This window comes from Paenibacillus chondroitinus NBRC 15376, from assembly GCF_004000765.1.
In the GTDB taxonomy this organism is placed as follows: domain Bacteria; phylum Bacillota; class Bacilli; order Paenibacillales; family NBRC-103111; genus Paenibacillus_E; species Paenibacillus_E chondroitinus.
Genome location: NZ_BILW01000024.1, coordinates 91461 through 107657 on the forward strand (window position 1 = coordinate 91461; position 16197 = coordinate 107657).

The window sequence follows — 16197 nt, forward strand, 5'->3', positions numbered from 1 at the left end:
TTCAGTTTTCTGTATGATTTATAGTTATTTCTGAAGGAAACGACCAATATCATTGATAGCATCTTCATTCCTTTTGTAGTAGGTCCATTTCCCTAAACGTGTAGCATGAACCAGTCCTGCTCTTTGAAGCATTGAGAGGTACTGCGAAGCTGTCGATTGATTCATCTTTAATTTTTCAGTTATTTGACTCACACATACCCCGACAGTAATAAGGTCAGCCCCTTCCTGGGGTGAAAAATGGGTTGTTGGATCTTTCAACCATTCTAAAATTTGAATACGCGCTTCGTTGGACAGTGCCTTAAAAATCTCAATTGAATTGTTCATGTCACCCATTATATATTGCAAGTTTGTAATATGTCAAATCATTAATTCCAACTGCATTTACAATTACTCATGATCTTTACCAACCTGTCCATCCAGCCAAGCGGCCAAATCAGCCATCACTTCCTGACGATTCGCTTCATTCAACATTTCATGCCGCCCGCCTGGATAAAGCTTACTGCTGATGTTCCGGAGTCCGTGCTTCTCAAACATCCGTATGAGCTTCCGCACCCCTTTCCCATGTCCACCTACAGGATCCTCTTCACCGGAAAAAATATAGACCGGTATCTCCTTCGGTATCCGCTGCACATGTGCCGAACGATGAATTTCCTTCAGTCCCCGGAAGAAATCCCTAAAAAATCCTGAAGTAAACACGACGCCACAGTAAGGATCCGTCACGTATTTATCCACTTCCTCTGGATCTGTGCTTAACCAGTCAAAAGCCGTACGATTAGGTTCAAATTTTTTATTATACGCACCAAAAGACAAGCCCGTTAGCAGCGAACTCCGGTGATGATCTCCCCGAATGGCTGTTTCGCAAGCCGCTAACGCAATTCCGGCGTTAAGAGCAGCGCCTTCACTGCCATTAGAGCCTGATAATATGATTCCTTGTACTTGGTTGGGATGTTGCGGGAGGTAAGTACCCATGTAATATTGGGTCAAAAAGGAGCCCATGCTGTGCCCCATCACGAATAAGGGGAGCTCCTTCTGATGCCGTTTCCGAATTTGCCCTGTCAGTTGGCCCATATTTCCCGCCATCCGCCGAAAGCTGTCTTTCCCAAACTTGCCAACGGCATCCGGCGATCCGGCTGTTCGCCCGTGTCCCAAATGATCGTTCGCATACACGGCATACCCGCTTCTCGTCAACCTCTCAGCCAGTCTCTCATATCGTTCTGCCGTTTCGGCCATTCCGTGTGCAATCTGCACAAGCCCTTTAATCGTAACCATTTCCTCAGGGAGCCATTCATACACATAATGATTCACATTTTGATCATCCTGCCAAATAAAATGCTGTTTGCGCATAACATCCGAGTCCCCTTACCCTGCAATTGCTTATATTCTCTTTAGTATACTGCTCTTTGCATATGAAAACAGCCCCTTTCCGAAGAAAGCGGGCTGTCGGTAAAATACATATAATAGCTAAACTTTACTCGTTTGTTTGACTGATTTCACTGCTTGCAGCTGCGATTGCGCTTGCGAAGGTGTGTCAAATCGTTTTCTCTCTGTTTTATCGATTTGCGCAATTTTACCGTCGTGTACGACAATTTGTACCGATCCGTATTCTAACCCATTCAACATTTGCTTAATTCTTTCCACCCAAATGTCATCTAACTCCAATGGTTTCGCCATTTCATTTTTCCTCCGCTTCTTAATCAGATCGTCCAATCATTCCAATCGTTTTTCTGTTTCTGAATGAAGGATAGCCAATTGCTGGTTTTCTCCAATAATTCCTTGGTCGCTCCAGAAGTCGAATATGTGTGATCGGCTTGATAGACCAGATCCAGATCGCACTGCCCTTCATTGCGCAGCCAGAACATCTTTTGATATAACGGGGCATAATCAACAGGGATAACTTCGTCCGCTGTACCATGTATGACGAGTACATCGCCATTAAATTTGCGCAGTTGTTCAAACGGCTGATGCTGCGCTAATGTATCAAAGAATCGGCTGGTAAGTGAATAGCCATGATGATCGATGGCGCCGCCAAGCGGCAATTTCTCATATTCGTTTCTGCCAACAATTCGAACGATATCATTATGCGGATGGGCTACTGCCGACCATAATACGAGCGTTTTGACACGGGAATCTTTCGCTGCTGTCAGAACCGCTGTAGCTCCACCCAAGCTATGTCCAACCAATATCACGCGGCTCAAATCGACGCAATCAATTGTCAATGCATAATCAATCACTCTGCGTGTTTGTTCAATGAGAATGTCCAGACCGCCTGCACCATAATCCCCTGTGCTGTCGCCGCAGCCGCCGTAATCAAACCGTAAGACTAAATAGCCTTTCGAGCTAAACTCACGTGCTGCTTTCACAAACAACCGATCCACCCCGATCCGGCTGCCGATGAATCCATGACAGATGATAATCAACGGCCAGCGCTGACAATCAGCCTTCGCAGCTCCTGTTTGATTCGTTGGGTAATGCAGTGTAGCCGACAATTCGATGTCGTCGCTTTGTATTGTGATGGCATGCTCCATGATGTTTACTCCCTTTCGTATAATTCCGATAAGATTAGTATGAATTAACTATATACCAATATTAGCATCCGCGTACGAGGGTGTCAATCCTGTTTTTAACAATTTTTCGGAAACATTGTTTGATTTGAAAAGACCCCCACTAAAATTATCTTCAAGTGAGAGTCTTTCCATATTTGGCATGCATTAACCACGTTTCATTCGTTGTCTGCTCACAAATTGCTTATATTGAAAGTAAATCGTGCAGCCAACACAATAACCGAACAATGCTGCACCAGCTGCCAAAAGCAAACCTACCGCAAAGAGATAACCAACCAAAGACCAACCCACTGCGAAGGCCAAGGAGGATATGGAAAGAAATAGAACAGCCAAAATATTGTTAAACCTGGTCAACTCAAGCGCTTGCGTTTCTGTTCGATTTCCCTGAAAAAACCCCTTTAAGGCCGTTACGAACAGGTTCCGCTTCGCCCCTCCGGCTAATCCAAGAACCTGTATAACCCAAAGAACAGCAATTAACCAAGGCCATTGAAACGTTATCGCTAGTAGAACAAAGACAACAATTCCTGTTTGATTCGCCTTTACGAAGGATATCGGGACTTCTCTCATTTGCGTCACTCCTAGTTCGCCAACCAATCCTTAATCGCATAATCTTTCTTCGCCAAGCCTTGATCGACCAAAAATTTCTTCGTTTCTTCAATCAGTTTCAGTCCATCAGGTTGCGCTGCCTCTACCGGCCATTGTTCAATTTTGAAAGATGCTTTCACAACATCCAATGGATAACCCGATGCTTCCGCATAAAATTTGAAATATTCTTCGTTGTTCTCACGAATTTCTTTGACCGCTCTGGTGCGCAGATCATTCCACAGCTTAGGGAATTGCGGGTTTTTGGCCAGATAATCCTCCGTCACCACGGTCAGGCTGGAGCCTTGCAAAAGCGGATGACTGGCAGCTTCGTCAATCGCCACATACCCTTTCTTCAGCAATAAGGGTCCGAAACCAGTCGGGTACGCATAGGCGGCAATATCCCCACGAGATAAGGCAGCTTCTGCATCAGCAGGCAATAAGTGCAGAATCTTCACATCTTTATCAAGCCCCTTTTCTTTCAATAGGCTAGTTAAATAACGGCTCATATAAGAACCTTGTGAAGTAGCCACTTTTTTACCTTTGAGATCATCCAACGACTTGGAACTGTCCGCTTTCGCAACCAGCCAAGCATTCATATTCACTTGCGTGACGTTGATTAACCGTGTCTTCAGACCTGCCGCTTTCCCATTGATCGCCGGCGTGTCGCCATAGATGCCAACGTCAAGCGTTCCTGCCGAGATAGCCTCGTTTAAGTTGGGTCCGTTAGGGAAGGTGAAATATTTGAACTCTTTAACTCCGTATTTCTTTAACTCACTTTCTAAGTATCCTTTGGATTGCGCCCAGCCTTCAGGCCCGGTAATCGTCTTGTTATTGTTTGCCGAAATAAATCCGATTCGCAGTGTTTCAGGAAGCGAAATTTTTGCGTCTGATGCCGCATTGGAGGCTGCCGGAGCCGCGGTTTTCTCTGTTTTAGCCCCGCAAGCCGCTAATAAAAAGGTAAATAAAGTTAACATAAGTGCAAGGTTGATTACCTTCACAGTGCTCTGTTTCATAAGTCTTGACCCCCTGATTGGTAAATGAAATAAATGATAAACCGATTAATGCGATGCATGCATACGTTGGAAAATGATATAGGAACCGTCGGAAGAGGCGGTAGAAACTCTGCCTTTGCCCCAGCCCACGTTCTGTTTGTAGCTGCCCAATAAGCCATCTTGAACTAATTCGCTCTCATCGACCTTTGTCTTCTCTTCTGCTACCGGAGATACATATAAGGCGTCAGTCGGGCAATATAATTCGCACATAAAGCAGCTCTGGCAATCCGATTGTCTGGCAATGACAGGAATCTCTCCCTGAACCGCCTCAAACACATTCGTTGGGCATACGGAAACGCACTGGTTGCAGCTTATGCAGCGATCTTTACTTAATAGTTCTATCATTAGACAACAGCCTCCTTAATCACCCTTGACTGGGCTTGATCCACTAATGGCTTCGCCCATGTTTTATCCAAACCGCCGCTTTTAATGCGGTATTTTTGATTTTCATCGATACGCGGGAAATCTTCCCGGCGATGCATACCTCGGGTTTCTTTGCGTTCCAGTCCGCTGGTATACATCCATCTTGCTGTGGCCGTCATGGCCGCCGCTTCGCGAACCCGAACGATATTGCCGTCACTTGCTTGAATTCCTTGTTTCAATTCATTCCACAGGTTATCCAAGCGCCCCAAAGAGCTCTGCAAACCTTCCCCTGTGCGGAACCAGTTACGGTCATATGGGAATACCTCAGCTTGAACCGCTTTGATAATTTCTTGCGTGTCAATTGCCCCGGCTCTCGTCGTTGCGACTTTGGGAACGCCGCTTGCTTCTGACAAACCTTTGGCCTTGCGATCCGCAGCACCTACGCCTAGTGTAAGCGCATATTTCGCTGCAGCTTCACCCGAGAAATAGCCCGAAGACATCGCCCATGCCGCATTGTGACTGCCACCGCCGGTAAATCCGCCGCAAATCAGCTCTCTCGTCGCGGCATCTCCCGCCGCATAAAGGCCCGGCACTTCCGTCGCGCACGTTTCATCGACAATATGAATGCCGCCGGTTCCACGAACAGTCCCTTCAAATCTCAGCGTCACTGGAAACTTCTGTGTAAACGGATCGATGCCCAAGCGATCGAAGGACAAAAAGAAATTGGGCTGAGCTTGCCGCATCGCCTTCTTGACAATGTCATCCGCTTTATCGATTCGGGCAAAAACGGGTTGTGTCAACAGCGTTTTGGCAATGACCGAACGCCCTCTCTGCGAACCGGCCCCTTCAATTACGGTGCCATCTTCATAGTAAAACGTTGCCCAAGTGTAGAAAGCTGATTTGGTTACCGGAGAAAATGCCGGGGCTAACGAGTACGCCGTGGAGAACTCCATGCCGGAAAGGCTGGCTCCTGCTTCTGCGGCAAGCAAGTATCCGTCGCCGGTTAATACATTCGTGCCCAGCGCTTTACTCAGGAACGCGCAGCCTCCCGTTGCAATAACGACCGATGCAGCGTCAACGCGCCATGTGTCTTTGGTTTGATTGTTTACTCCCTTCGCTCCTGCCACACCATGTTCATCTGCCAGCAGCTCCAGCGCTGGGCTATGGTCGAGAATGCGGACACCCGCTTTCTGCACCTGTCTGCGCATTAAACGCATATACTCTGGTCCTTGCAGGCTTTTCCGATGTGAAGTACCTGCTTCGTCCAGCGGGAAGGGGTATCCCCAAGCTGCAATTTGATTCGTATTGCTGTATGTTTGGTCTAATACCCTCTTCATCCAGCCGCGATCCGCAAGATAGCCGCCCAGCGCCTCTCTGCTCTTCATTGCGGCTTCACGCTCTTCGGCTGTTGGATTGACATACCACAACCCTGTTCCCGACGGAGCTGTTGCACCGCTCGTTCCGCAATAACCTTTATCGACAAGGATGACCTTTGCGCCTTCTTTGGCAGCTGTAATTGCCGCCCATGCTCCGGAAGGCCCGCCACCGATAATGAGTACATCCGCCTGTAATTGCAAATCATATTGAGCCATCTTATAAGCCCTCCCTTATTTCCTCATTCTCAAATTCCCTATATGGAAAAAGCTTCTGCAGCTGTTTTCGCTGTCTCATACGGTTGTTTCACAAGCAATCGATCCAAAATAACTTTCTCGAAATAGGCAAAACCGCTATCATGCTCTCTAGGTCTGGCAAGCGATATTTTCAAATCCAGCCCAATCTTCCCGTCTTCAATCACAATGACTCTGTCCGCCAACGCAACAGCTTCACTTACATCGTGTGTGACAAGCAAGACGGTGAATTGCTTCTCCAGCCAGAGCTGCTCAATGAGCTGCTGCATCTCGATGCGGGTTAACGCATCCAAAGCGCCTAGCGGCTCATCCAATAGCAGCAGCCTAGGATTACCGGCAAGCGCCCTCGCAAGCGCCACTCTTTGCCGCTGACCCCCAGACAGCACAGCCGGCCAGTCATCCTTCTTATGTTCTAAGCCAACTTGCTGCAGCGCTTTAAAAGCAATTTCCTTGTCGCCGGATTTAATGCCAATCCGAACATTATCGATATTCTTTTTCCAAGGAAGAAGCCGATGTTCTTGAAAAAGTACACGCGTATCTTGGTGCACGCCTTGAATGCCTTGAGCATCCAGCAGAATGGCTCCGCTCGTCGATTCATCCAAGCCTGCAATAAGGCGAAGCAGCGTGCTTTTTCCGCATCCGCTACGGCCCACAATCGCAACAAACTCTCCTGGTTTAATGTTTAAATCGATACCTGAGAGCACTCGTGTTGCGCCAAAAGATTTGTTCACGTTACGAATATGAAGCTGAGTACCGCCAACCTTACTCATAAGAATCCCCTCCTTCTAAGCTTTGCGAATATAATTGTGATGCCATTTCAACCAACGATTTTCGAAAAACTTGGCAATCAAATCCGAAAGCTTCCCTAATACGGCGTATAAAATCACACATAACACCACGACATCCATCTGCATAAACTCTCTGGCGTGTGTAGCCATATACCCGATCCCGGAATCAGCCGCTATTGTTTCAGCAACGATCAGGCTTAACCACATAATCCCCAAGGAGAAGCGGATACCGAGGAGGATGTTCGCCAGCGCTCCGGGTAAAATCACCTTCGTAAATAGTGAGAACCCCCTGAGCCCATACACTTTCCCCATTTCGATTAAACCCGGATCAACGGAGCGGATGCCATGGAAGGTATTCAAGTAGATGGGAAAAGCAACACCGAGAGAAACGAGAAATAATTTGGAAGTCTCGCCAATGCCAAACCACATTATGACTAGCGGGATCATCGCAAGATGCGGGATCGTTCGAACCATTTGTACCGAAGAATCAATATATCTTTCCGCGATAGGAAATATTCCGTTAAGCAATCCAATGACAAAAGCAATGCTGCCGCCAATCAGAAAGCCCAGAAACGCCCGCTTCGTGCTGACCGCTACATATTCAAAAATAGTGCCGTCCTTAATTACACCGTACAAGGCTTTCACGACTTCCCAAGGTGTCGGCAGAATCCGTTCTGATAACCATCCTGTTAAGCCGAGCACCTGCCACAGCAGCAAGATGAGTATCGGTATGACCCAGGGCTGCCAAACCTTGGTTTGGGCAAGTGGTGTTGTTCGATTCGCTAGCATGTGAATCCCTCTTTCTTTTCATAAAGTGAAAAGGCGTTTGAAAACAAAAAGACTCCCTAATCCTGCTTGTAAAATACGAAGCAAGGACGGGAGTCTCCAGTCATCTGGTCGACTTTTTCCGATAACTAATAAATCATATTGTTTTACTCGGATATTGATTGATGCCTATGTTACCATCGCCTATTTGCTTCGTCAATGCTTTTTTCAGAGGCTAGTCCACCTGATGACCCCCTTCCCGTATCCTTTCATCTAATGTCAAACTTAGATCCTTGTACTTTTGTGTCATTTATAATTTTTTTTGAATAAATCCATAAATATCGGAAATAGGTATATTGACAAATTCGACCACACGCTGTTATAGTCAATTTAAATATTCCGAGTAAAGCACTATGATTAATATTAATGGGTGGTGTAATGTGATTAACAAGGTGTTTAAAGCTACGGTTCGATCTGTGCTTATTGGCTATCTGATTGTGCTACTGCTCATCCCGATTGGCTCCATCTATTTCAAAGGTTTTTCCTTAGGTTGGGAGCCCTTTTGGCAAGAAGTAACAGGACCACTAGCCTGGAAGTCCATTCTACTAACAGTCAAACTCAGTATTGTATCAACAGTTATTCAAGCCATAGTAGGCACCATCATTGCTTATGTTCTTGTAAGATATACATTCCGAGGCAAGAGCATTCTGAACAGTATGGTCGACCTTCCCTTCTCATTGCCAACGTCAGTGGCTGGTCTCATGTTCCTAACTTTGCTTGGACCCTCTAGTCCGCTGGGCGTCTGGCTTGATCACGCCGGCATTAAGCTGCTCTACAATCAGACAGCTATTGTGATTGGCTTGGTCTTCGTTACCTTCCCATTTGTCATTCGAACCGTCCAGCCTTTGCTAGAGCAAATTGATCCCGCTGAGGAACAAGCCAGCTTCACACTCGGCGCCAGCAGGTTCTACACCTTCTGCCGAATTGTTTTTCCAGCTATTGTTCCGGGTATTCTTGCCGGCAGCATGCTTGCCTTTTCTCGATCACTAGCCGAGTTTGGCGCCATTTCACTGATTTCCGGAAATTTGCCGGGGAAAACGATGGTAGCTTCGGTCTATATATACGGTGAGACGCAGAACTATAACCCCGAAGGCGCAGCCGCTATTTCTCTTGTGCTCCTTACATTGTCGCTCCTCATTCTTTGGATCATCAATGTATTGACACGCGGAAAGGGGCGCCTGGCATGAGAAAAATTTTAATCAGCATTTCGTTTCTTGTCATTTTTCTATTGATTATGCTGCCGTTCCTGGGCATTACCTTTGGCGCTTTTGAAGAAGGTCCACAAGCCTTTATCAACGCACTTGTAAGACCTGAAGCACTGCACGCTTTGAAAATCTCTTTTATCATCGTCCTTATCGTTACTCTTCTTAATACAATTGTTGGTGTTTACGTTTCTCTAGAAATCGTTAGAGGTTCCTGGATCTCCCGCTGGTTGAAACCAGTCATCAATGCGCTGATTGATTTACCTTTTGCCGTATCACCGGTTATCGTCGGTTTAATGGTCATCTTGATTTTCGGGCCAAATACGGCCCTTGGCGCATTCTTTGAAGATCATAATATGAAAATTGTTTATGCCATTCCCGGTATGATTCTTGCTACGATGTTCATTACATTTCCTCTTATGGTTCGTGAAGTCGTTCCCTTGCTTGAAGAAATCGGTACCCAATCCGAAGAAGCTTCAGCTACGCTTGGCGCTGGTCCATGGCGGACCTTCTTTCAAATCACATGGCCAGGTATTCGGTGGGGTGTCGTTTACGGTCTCATTTTAACCATCGCAAGATCGCTTGGTGAATTCGGCTCTATCTTAGTTGTCTCAGGCAATATCATCAACCAAACGCAGACAGCTACCACACTCGTGTATCAGGATGCCGAGCAGTTCCAGCTTGTTGCAGCGAACAGTGTCGCATTTGTGCTGGGACTCATCTCGATTACTATTTTGTTAACACTTGAGTGGTTAAAAAGAAGAAGCGAAAAAGTAAGCAGTCATTAAGGAGGAACCCTGTATGCATATCGAAGTTAAAAATTTAAATAAAAATTTCGGATCCTTTCATGCCATTAAAGATGTTAATTTCAGCATCACGAAAGGGCATCTCGTTGGTTTGATCGGCCCCAGCGGCGGCGGTAAAACGTCCATTCTGCGCATGTTGTCCGGACTCGAGAGCCCGACGACAGGCGACATTTATTTCGACGGGAAGCTTGCTACACATCTGCCTGTTCAAGAAAGAGGAATTGGCTTCGTTTTTCAAAGCTATGCCCTTTTTAAACATATGACCGTGTTTGACAATGTCGCTTACGGCCTCAAAGTTCTCAAAAAGCCGAAGGAATTCATTCATGACCGAGTGACCTATCTGCTGAATTTAATGGGGCTTGCCGGCAATGAGCGCAAATACCCTCACCAGCTTTCCGGTGGACAGCGCCAACGGGTTGCCTTTGCCAGAGCATTGGCTCCAGAACCTCAACTGCTGCTGCTGGATGAACCTTTTGCCGCCATCGACGCCAAAATTCGTAAAGAACTGCGCCTCTGGCTGCGTAACCTGATCGATGAATTTAAAGTCACGACCCTTTTCGTTACTCATGACCAAGATGAAGCCATCGAAGTTGCTGATGAAATCATTCTCGTCCAAGGCGGGAAAATCGAGCAGCAAGGCAGTCCTTGGGAGATTTATACGAAGCCGGCATCCTCATTCGTGGCGTCATTCATCGGTGAATCTAATGTGATCTCACAATACACGCCTCTAGTCGGGTTCCCTTACTTAGATGAGATCCAGCAGGACGGCAAATGGCTGCCCGATGTGAACGTTTTGATTCGACCGGAAGCTATTGAGGTTCGCCCGCATGACGTAAGCCATCTGGCGACAGCTGGAGAGAAAGGGAAAGTGACGCATGTCCACTTCCGCGGGGATTCCTGGTATCTAGAAATCGATACAGGCGCCATTAAGCTATTCGCTTATCAATCCGTAAAAGAAAAAATTTATCAACCAGGCGATGACGTGAATATTTTGATCCATCAAATTTCCGTCTTCACCAAAACCGAGAATATCGTCATTGAAAATCAGGCTAAACAAGATCCGCTGCCTGTTTTTATATAAAAAAATAAGCTTACACATGAAGGGGAGTTGTAAACCATGAAAAAATTCAAATCACTAGGTCTTGTTACTGCTGCGTTATTCACTGCAAGTATCGCGCTTACGGCATGCGGTACAGGTAGTACAAAATCGGCAAGCACACCTGCTCCATCGGCCGCGGCAACAGCTGCAGCTACAACAGCGGCAAGCTCAGCACCAAAAGCTGAAAAAGTAACCATCACGATTGGCGCTTATTCCATTCTTAAAGATTCTTTTGACGTCATTTTGCCTAAGTTCAAAGAAGAGTGGAAAAAGAAAACCGGCCAAACCGTAGAATTCCAAGAATCCTATGTGGCATCCGGTTCGCAAGCTACCGCAATCATCCAAGGTTTTGAAGCGGACATCGCCCCTCTTTCCCTTGAAGGAGACATCCAAAAAATTGTCGAAAAAGGCTTGATCACGCACGATTGGAAAAACAACCCTTATAAAGGCAACATTACAGCTTCTATCGCGGCAATCGGAGTTCGTGAAGGCAATCCTAAAGGCATCAAAGACTGGACTGACTTAACAAAACCAGGCGTGGAAGTGTTGATCCCGAATCCAAGCACGTCCGGCGGAGCCAAATGGGACATTAACGCCATTTATGGGGCTGGATTGAAAACTTCCGAAGCGGCTGGCAAAAAAGATCCTGCGTTCGCCAAGGATTATTTGGCCAAAGTCTACAAAAACATCAAAGTGCTTGATAAAAGCGGCGCAGATTCCCTTGCGACCTTCGACAAAGGCGTAGGCGATGCCATCGTCACTTATGAAAATGAGCTCATTTCCCGGATTCAATCCGGCAAAAAATATGTAGAAGTAATCCCGCAATACACAACGACGATTGAAAACCCGGTTGCACTCATTGATAAAAACGTAGATAAACATGGTAATCGCGAAGCGGTTCAGGCATTCCTCGAATACCTATGGAGCCCTGATGCTCAAAAAGTATTTGCAGATAAAGGCTTCCGCTCCGTACTTCCAGAAGTTGCTAAGCAGTATGAGAAAAACTACACAACACCTGCCGGCGTATTCAACATCGAATATCTTGGCGGTTGGGATAAAGTCAACAAAGAGTTGTATGGTAAAGGCGCAATCTGGGAAACAATCCTCGCAGAAGGCGGAGCCAAGTAAAACAGTTACAAAAAAGCCCGGAGCGAATGTCAGATTCGCTGCCGGGCTTCTTTGTGCGGACGAATGAACTTATCTTCCGTCCCCATCCAATAAATTACCTAAACCGCCTAAGATACTTCCCTCTTCTTTCCTGCCTCCTGGTCTTGATGCCGCTGCCATCCGATCTGCCAGCCTGCTGAATGGCAAGGATTGAATCCATACACGCCCAGGACCGCGAAGCGTTGCGAAGAATAAACCTTCACCGCCAAATAACGCTGTTTTCACGCCCTTCACCATCTCGATGTCGTAATCCACATCTTGCGTCATGGCAACCAAACAGCCCGTATCTACGCGAATGACTTCACCTGGACGAAGCACACGCTCGCAAATCGAACCGCCGGCATGTACGAAGGCCAAGCCATCACCTTCAATTTTCTGCATAATAAAGCCTTCGCCACCGAAGAAACCAGCCCCCAGCTTACGCTGAAACGCTATGCCAACAGAAACGCCTTTCGCTGCGCAAAGGAAAGAATCTTTTTGACAGATGAGTCGTCCCCCCAGCATCGACAAGTCCATCGGAATAATTTTACCGGGATATGGCGCTGCAAAACTAACTTGCTCTTTCCCGCCACGGCTTTGGTTCGTGAATACGGTCATAAACAAGCTTTCGCCGGTTAATAAACGTTTGCCCGCTCCCAGAAGCTTGCCCATGAACCCTTTATTATCGCTGCTGCCGTCCCCAAAAATCGTCTCCATCTGGATATTCTGATCCATCATCATCATGCTGCCAGCTTCCGCCACAACGCTTTCACCCGGGTCGAGCTCAATTTCTACGTACTGCATTTCATTGCCTAAAATACGATAATCAATTTCATGTGCATTCATTGTGAGATTACCTCCGAATAGTATAAGTTGAAAATAAAACCGATTTATTTCTAATACGCTGTTGGAGATGGCAGGTTTCAATGGTTTCTTATTTTCTTCGTTACGCAGCTCCCCGAGAAATAGGTAACGACACCAATCGCCATAATGATGATAATTTCAGCCACCACTTCAACAGATGCAGCTTTAACCCCAAAAGCAACTTGATGACTTCCGAATGCTTCAATCGCAGAATACGAATCAAGAATGTCCGGCACGTATTTCCAAGTGAGATAGACACCCATCAGCATTTGAAAAGCATAGTACACAAAAACTAGAATAATGGCGAAGATCAAAGATCGAACTATCTTTCTTTTCATGAAGAGCTCCTTTCGCGTCTAGAATTACTTATATTTTCCATAATAATCCTTTTGGCATGAATTCACCACTTTAGACGAGGAAGCGAGATGTTGAACGGAACTATGATCCGTTATTTACAATAAAAAAACAGACCCCGTAAGGGATCTGCTCGATGTAGACTACAGCCTACTGTTGTAAATTTCGCTCCTCTTTCCGCAGCTTGCGTGCGGCATAACGCATCTCAGCCGTCTCGAAAAGTCGTTTCTCCTCTTCCGTCTCGGGGATAATGCCCGGAACCGCAACAGGTTGGCCATACTCATCCAGAGCGACGAAAGTTAAATAGGAATTGGCCGTGCGCTTTTTTTCGCCGGTCAACAGGTTTTCCGACTCAATTTTCACGAACACTTCCATGGAGCTCCGGTGCGTCCACGTAACGAACGCCTCTAATTGAATAGCTTCACCAAGCTTAACAGGCGCATAAAAGTCCAAGCTGTCGCTTGAAGCCGTGACAACCCCCCTGCGCGAATGACGCATGGAGGCGATCGTTGCAACTTTGTCGATGTACTGCATCACACGTCCGCCAAACACGGTATTGTGATAATTGGTGTCAGCAGGCAAAATAATTTCGGTCAACACGGTTCGGGAGAGTCTTGCTGGTTTAGCTTCCATGTCGTTTCCTCCTGATGGCTGATCATGTATGATTTCTTATTCGTAGTTTAGTTTAAGCTTGCCTGCGGCTTGTTTGGCCAGACTGCGTGCTTCCTCAACAGATTCCCCGCTGCTGAGCGCAACTGCCATGCGGCGGCCGACTTTCGTCTCCGGCTTGCCAAAGACGCGAACTTGCGTATTCGGAACGGACAACGCTTCTTCTAGCCCGCTGATTGTATATTCCACTTGCTCGCGATCTGCCTTGAGCGTGTAGCTTGCCCCTGGCGTTAATAAGCGAATGCCCGTGATCGGCAATCCAAGAATCGCTCTCGCGTGCAGAGCAAATTCACTCAAATCCTGTGTCGCCATGGTAACCATCCCCGTGTCATGCGGACGAGGCGATACCTCACTGAAGTACACGCCATCTTTGGTCAAAAATAGCTCAACGCCATAAAGGCCGTAGCCGCCAAGTGCGTCTGTAATCGTTTTGGCCATATGCTGCGCATCAAGAATTTGCTGCTCCGTCATGGCGTGCGGCTGCCAGGATTCGATGTAGTCCCCGTCTTTTTGGATGTGGCCGATGGGCTCACAATAGGTCGTTCCAGAAACAGAGCGAACAGTTAGCAACGTGATTTCAGACTCAAAATGAATGAATTCTTCAACAATGACGCGAGCGTTTTTGGCACGTCCGCCCTCCATGGCAATGTTCCATGATTGTTCCACATTATCAGGCGTGCGGCACACACTTTGACCTTTGCCCGAGGAGCTCATGATCGGCTTAATAACGCAAGGCGTCCCGATTTCTGCAACGGCAGCATGCAGTTCTTCAAGGCTGTTGGCAAAAGCATACTTGGCTGTTCTCAGTTCCAATGTTTCGGAGGCAAGACGGCGAATGCCTTCCCGGTCCATCGTTAATCGAGAGGCTGTTGCTGTTGGGATTACCCGGTAACCTTCTTTCTCAAGTTCTACAAGCTCAGGTGTAGCAATGGCTTCAATTTCAGGTACGATCAGATCCGGCCGCTCTTGCTCAATCAATGCCCTAAGCTGTTCCCCGTCCAACATATTGATGACATGGCTGCGATGTGCGACTTGCATAGCCGGAGCATGCGCGTAACGATCCACGGCAATAGTCTCAATCCCCAAGCGCTGTGCTTCGATGACAACTTCCTTCCCGAGCTCTCCTGATCCCAGCAGCATGATTTTCTTTGCTTTGTTTGATAATGGTGCACCGTACATGAAATGATTTCCCCCTTAATGTTTTTCCCAACGGAAGTAAACTTATAACAAATGGCTATGTATGTAAGTAAACATAACAAGAATGGCATAAACAGGGTAATTCGCCAGCTATCCCAAGCAAATACCCTGATCTATTGTAAAGGATTTCGACATTAAAAGATAGATTTCAGCAAAAGTTTGCGTAAAATCGGCACGAGCTGCTCGGTTAATTCCTCCACACGCGGGACAACTATACTGCTCCGCCCATACATGTTGCGCATGGCGGCACGTTCGGTTTCATGGACGGTTCCACCACTCGCTAAAAAGATGGAGATGACTTCGATCCCCAGTCTGCGTGCTCTCATTACAGCCTCGTAGGTATCCAGAATGCCTACGTCGTTATAATTCGCTGCGGACGGCTCCCCATCCGAGAATACCAAGAGGATGCGCTGCCGCTCAGCACGCCGCAGCAAGCGCTCTGTCATGCAGCGGATCGCGAAGCCGTCGCGATTGTCCTGCTGCGGCTCGAGCTGCATGAGAGCCGCGCCGCTTCCAGGAACGAGCGAGGAGCCGAAGTCCACGGCAACCTGGAACAGGTTGGGCGCTTCGTGCTCCGTCACGCGGTCCGCGTCCTCCCAGAATCCCACGATTTCGTGGGGGATTCGCAAGGACTGAAGGGTCTCGTGAAATAACACGAGTCCCAGTTTGGTTTCGTCCATTTTGTCATACATGGACGCGGAGCAGTCGACGAGCAGCGCGAATGCGGCGTCGAGCTGCGGGATCGGTGCGCGCTTCTTATAGAAGAGGCGCGGCATCTCTTGCGTGAAGGCTCGCGTCAGCCGCTTATCGAGCCGCCCGAACAGCCGATCGCCGCGCGGGGCGATCCGCTTCTGCTCCAGCGTGCGCCGAATCGCACGCTGCAAGGGCTTCGCGAGCGGCGCAGCGCGCTCGCTCAGGCGCCTGAAGGCGGCCTCCTGCGCAGCAGTTGGCCGCTCAGTCGCCAGCCAAGTCGCCGTCGCGAACGCGGCGACTGCCCCCTCTCCGTGCCCCGTGGCAGCGGGCACGGCAGCCTGCTCGCGCCGCTCGCCGGAGGCGGC

At 47.7% G+C, this 16197-nt stretch carries 19 protein-coding genes; 4 read left to right on the forward strand and 15 right to left on the reverse strand.

The window, feature by feature from the left end:
* Positions 1 to 24: 24 nt before the first annotated feature.
* The 10 genes from PCH02S_RS23455 to PCH02S_RS23500 all read right to left on the reverse strand — a co-directional run bounded on the left by PCH02S_RS23455 (position 25) and on the right by PCH02S_RS23500 (position 7766).
* Positions 25 to 324: an ArsR/SmtB family transcription factor gene (locus PCH02S_RS23455; protein ID WP_127456519.1), complete on the reverse strand. Its 300-nt coding sequence runs from the start codon at positions 322 to 324 to the stop codon at positions 25 to 27.
* 63 nt (positions 325 to 387) lie between these two features.
* Positions 388 to 1344, reverse strand: coding sequence for an alpha/beta fold hydrolase (locus tag PCH02S_RS23460; RefSeq protein ID WP_127456520.1), 957 nt, complete (start codon positions 1342 to 1344; stop codon positions 388 to 390).
* 117 nt (positions 1345 to 1461) lie between these two features.
* On the reverse strand, positions 1462 to 1671 hold the full coding sequence (locus PCH02S_RS23465; protein ID WP_127456521.1) for a YezD family protein: 210 nt from the start codon (positions 1669 to 1671) through the stop codon (positions 1462 to 1464).
* Between the two features lie 23 nt (positions 1672 to 1694).
* Positions 1695 to 2525 (reverse strand): alpha/beta hydrolase family protein, encoded by an 831-nt coding sequence (locus PCH02S_RS23470; protein ID WP_127456522.1) that lies wholly within the window; start codon positions 2523 to 2525, stop codon positions 1695 to 1697.
* Positions 2526 to 2708: 183 nt separating this feature from the next.
* A complete protein-coding gene (locus PCH02S_RS23475) occupies positions 2709 to 3128 on the reverse strand; it encodes a DUF4395 domain-containing protein (protein ID WP_127456523.1) in 420 nt (139 codons plus the stop codon).
* An 11-nt stretch (positions 3129 to 3139) separates the two neighbouring features.
* Positions 3140 to 4159 (reverse strand): ABC transporter substrate-binding protein, encoded by a 1020-nt coding sequence (locus PCH02S_RS23480; protein WP_127456524.1) that lies wholly within the window; start codon positions 4157 to 4159, stop codon positions 3140 to 3142.
* Between the two features lie 45 nt (positions 4160 to 4204).
* Complete coding sequence (locus tag PCH02S_RS23485; protein WP_127456525.1) at positions 4205 to 4543, reverse strand: 4Fe-4S dicluster domain-containing protein; 339 nt, start codon at positions 4541 to 4543, stop codon at positions 4205 to 4207.
* A complete protein-coding gene (locus PCH02S_RS23490) occupies positions 4543 to 6153 on the reverse strand; it encodes an FAD-dependent oxidoreductase (protein ID WP_127456526.1) in 1611 nt (536 codons plus the stop codon). The genes PCH02S_RS23485 and PCH02S_RS23490 overlap by 1 nt, the downstream gene beginning before the upstream one ends.
* A 38-nt stretch (positions 6154 to 6191) precedes the next feature.
* Positions 6192 to 6959 (reverse strand): ATP-binding cassette domain-containing protein, encoded by a 768-nt coding sequence (locus PCH02S_RS23495; protein ID WP_127456527.1) that lies wholly within the window; start codon positions 6957 to 6959, stop codon positions 6192 to 6194.
* Positions 6960 to 6974: 15 nt separating this feature from the next.
* Positions 6975 to 7766, reverse strand: a complete 792-nt coding sequence (locus tag PCH02S_RS23500; protein ID WP_127456528.1) for an ABC transporter permease subunit — start codon at positions 7764 to 7766, stop codon at positions 6975 to 6977.
* Between the two features lie 416 nt (positions 7767 to 8182).
* Between PCH02S_RS23500 and cysT the strand changes: the two genes are divergently transcribed.
* The 4 genes from cysT to PCH02S_RS23520 are packed head-to-tail and all read left to right on the forward strand — an operon-like array spanning position 8183 to position 12037.
* On the forward strand, positions 8183 to 8989 hold the full coding sequence (gene cysT, locus PCH02S_RS23505; protein WP_246069225.1) for a sulfate ABC transporter permease subunit CysT: 807 nt from the start codon (positions 8183 to 8185) through the stop codon (positions 8987 to 8989).
* Positions 8986 to 9792, forward strand: a complete 807-nt coding sequence (locus PCH02S_RS23510) for a sulfate ABC transporter permease subunit (protein ID WP_127456530.1) — start codon at positions 8986 to 8988, stop codon at positions 9790 to 9792. The genes cysT and PCH02S_RS23510 overlap by 4 nt, the downstream gene beginning before the upstream one ends.
* A 13-nt stretch (positions 9793 to 9805) precedes the next feature.
* Positions 9806 to 10891 carry an ABC transporter ATP-binding protein gene (locus PCH02S_RS23515; RefSeq protein ID WP_127456531.1) on the forward strand — a complete coding sequence of 362 codons (1086 nt, stop codon included), beginning with the start codon at positions 9806 to 9808 and terminating at the stop codon, positions 10889 to 10891.
* A gap of 36 nt (positions 10892 to 10927) precedes the next feature.
* On the forward strand, positions 10928 to 12037 hold the full coding sequence (locus PCH02S_RS23520; RefSeq protein WP_127456532.1) for a sulfate ABC transporter substrate-binding protein: 1110 nt from the start codon (positions 10928 to 10930) through the stop codon (positions 12035 to 12037).
* Positions 12038 to 12106: 69 nt separating this feature from the next.
* Here the strand turns inward: PCH02S_RS23520 and PCH02S_RS23525 are convergent, their stop codons facing one another.
* The 5 genes from PCH02S_RS23525 to PCH02S_RS23545 all read right to left on the reverse strand — a co-directional run.
* Entirely contained in the window at positions 12107 to 12901 is a 795-nt protein-coding gene (locus tag PCH02S_RS23525; protein ID WP_127456533.1) for a TIGR00266 family protein, read from the reverse strand.
* Positions 12902 to 12978: 77 nt separating this feature from the next.
* Positions 12979 to 13257: a hypothetical protein gene (locus tag PCH02S_RS23530; RefSeq protein ID WP_127456534.1), complete on the reverse strand. Its 279-nt coding sequence runs from the start codon at positions 13255 to 13257 to the stop codon at positions 12979 to 12981.
* A 166-nt stretch (positions 13258 to 13423) separates the two neighbouring features.
* A complete protein-coding gene (locus tag PCH02S_RS23535) occupies positions 13424 to 13906 on the reverse strand; it encodes an acyl-CoA thioesterase (RefSeq protein ID WP_127456535.1) in 483 nt (160 codons plus the stop codon).
* Between the two features lie 36 nt (positions 13907 to 13942).
* A complete protein-coding gene (gene purT / locus PCH02S_RS23540) occupies positions 13943 to 15121 on the reverse strand; it encodes a formate-dependent phosphoribosylglycinamide formyltransferase (RefSeq protein WP_127456536.1) in 1179 nt (392 codons plus the stop codon).
* 152 nt (positions 15122 to 15273) lie between these two features.
* Positions 15274 to 16197: vWA domain-containing protein (locus PCH02S_RS23545; protein ID WP_407670120.1), on the reverse strand; the 924-nt coding region annotated here is incomplete at its 5' end.

What these genes read in the sequence shown, in the direction of transcription:
- PCH02S_RS23455 (WP_127456519.1), bottom strand. Translation starts at nt 324, where the DNA reads ATGAACAATTCAATTGAGATTTTTAAGGCACTGTCCAACGAAGCGCGT.
- PCH02S_RS23460 (WP_127456520.1), bottom strand. Translation starts at nt 1,344, where the DNA reads ATGCGCAAACAGCATTTTATTTGGCAGGATGATCAAAATGTGAATCAT.
- PCH02S_RS23465 (WP_127456521.1), bottom strand. Translation starts at nt 1,671, where the DNA reads ATGGCGAAACCATTGGAGTTAGATGACATTTGGGTGGAAAGAATTAAG.
- PCH02S_RS23470 (WP_127456522.1), bottom strand. Translation starts at nt 2,525, where the DNA reads ATGGAGCATGCCATCACAATACAAAGCGACGACATCGAATTGTCGGCT.
- PCH02S_RS23475 (WP_127456523.1), bottom strand. Translation starts at nt 3,128, where the DNA reads ATGAGAGAAGTCCCGATATCCTTCGTAAAGGCGAATCAAACAGGAATT.
- PCH02S_RS23480 (WP_127456524.1), bottom strand. Translation starts at nt 4,159, where the DNA reads ATGAAACAGAGCACTGTGAAGGTAATCAACCTTGCACTTATGTTAACT.
- PCH02S_RS23485 (WP_127456525.1), bottom strand. Translation starts at nt 4,543, where the DNA reads ATGATAGAACTATTAAGTAAAGATCGCTGCATAAGCTGCAACCAGTGC.
- PCH02S_RS23490 (WP_127456526.1), bottom strand. Translation starts at nt 6,153, where the DNA reads ATGGCTCAATATGATTTGCAATTACAGGCGGATGTACTCATTATCGGT.
- PCH02S_RS23495 (WP_127456527.1), bottom strand. Translation starts at nt 6,959, where the DNA reads ATGAGTAAGGTTGGCGGTACTCAGCTTCATATTCGTAACGTGAACAAA.
- PCH02S_RS23500 (WP_127456528.1), bottom strand. Translation starts at nt 7,766, where the DNA reads ATGCTAGCGAATCGAACAACACCACTTGCCCAAACCAAGGTTTGGCAG.
- PCH02S_RS23510 (WP_127456530.1), top strand. Translation starts at nt 8,986, where the DNA reads ATGAGAAAAATTTTAATCAGCATTTCGTTTCTTGTCATTTTTCTATTG.
- PCH02S_RS23515 (WP_127456531.1), top strand. Translation starts at nt 9,806, where the DNA reads ATGCATATCGAAGTTAAAAATTTAAATAAAAATTTCGGATCCTTTCAT.
- PCH02S_RS23520 (WP_127456532.1), top strand. Translation starts at nt 10,928, where the DNA reads ATGAAAAAATTCAAATCACTAGGTCTTGTTACTGCTGCGTTATTCACT.
- PCH02S_RS23525 (WP_127456533.1), bottom strand. Translation starts at nt 12,901, where the DNA reads ATGAATGCACATGAAATTGATTATCGTATTTTAGGCAATGAAATGCAG.
- PCH02S_RS23530 (WP_127456534.1), bottom strand. Translation starts at nt 13,257, where the DNA reads ATGAAAAGAAAGATAGTTCGATCTTTGATCTTCGCCATTATTCTAGTT.
- PCH02S_RS23535 (WP_127456535.1), bottom strand. Translation starts at nt 13,906, where the DNA reads ATGGAAGCTAAACCAGCAAGACTCTCCCGAACCGTGTTGACCGAAATT.
- purT (WP_127456536.1), bottom strand. Translation starts at nt 15,121, where the DNA reads ATGTACGGTGCACCATTATCAAACAAAGCAAAGAAAATCATGCTGCTG.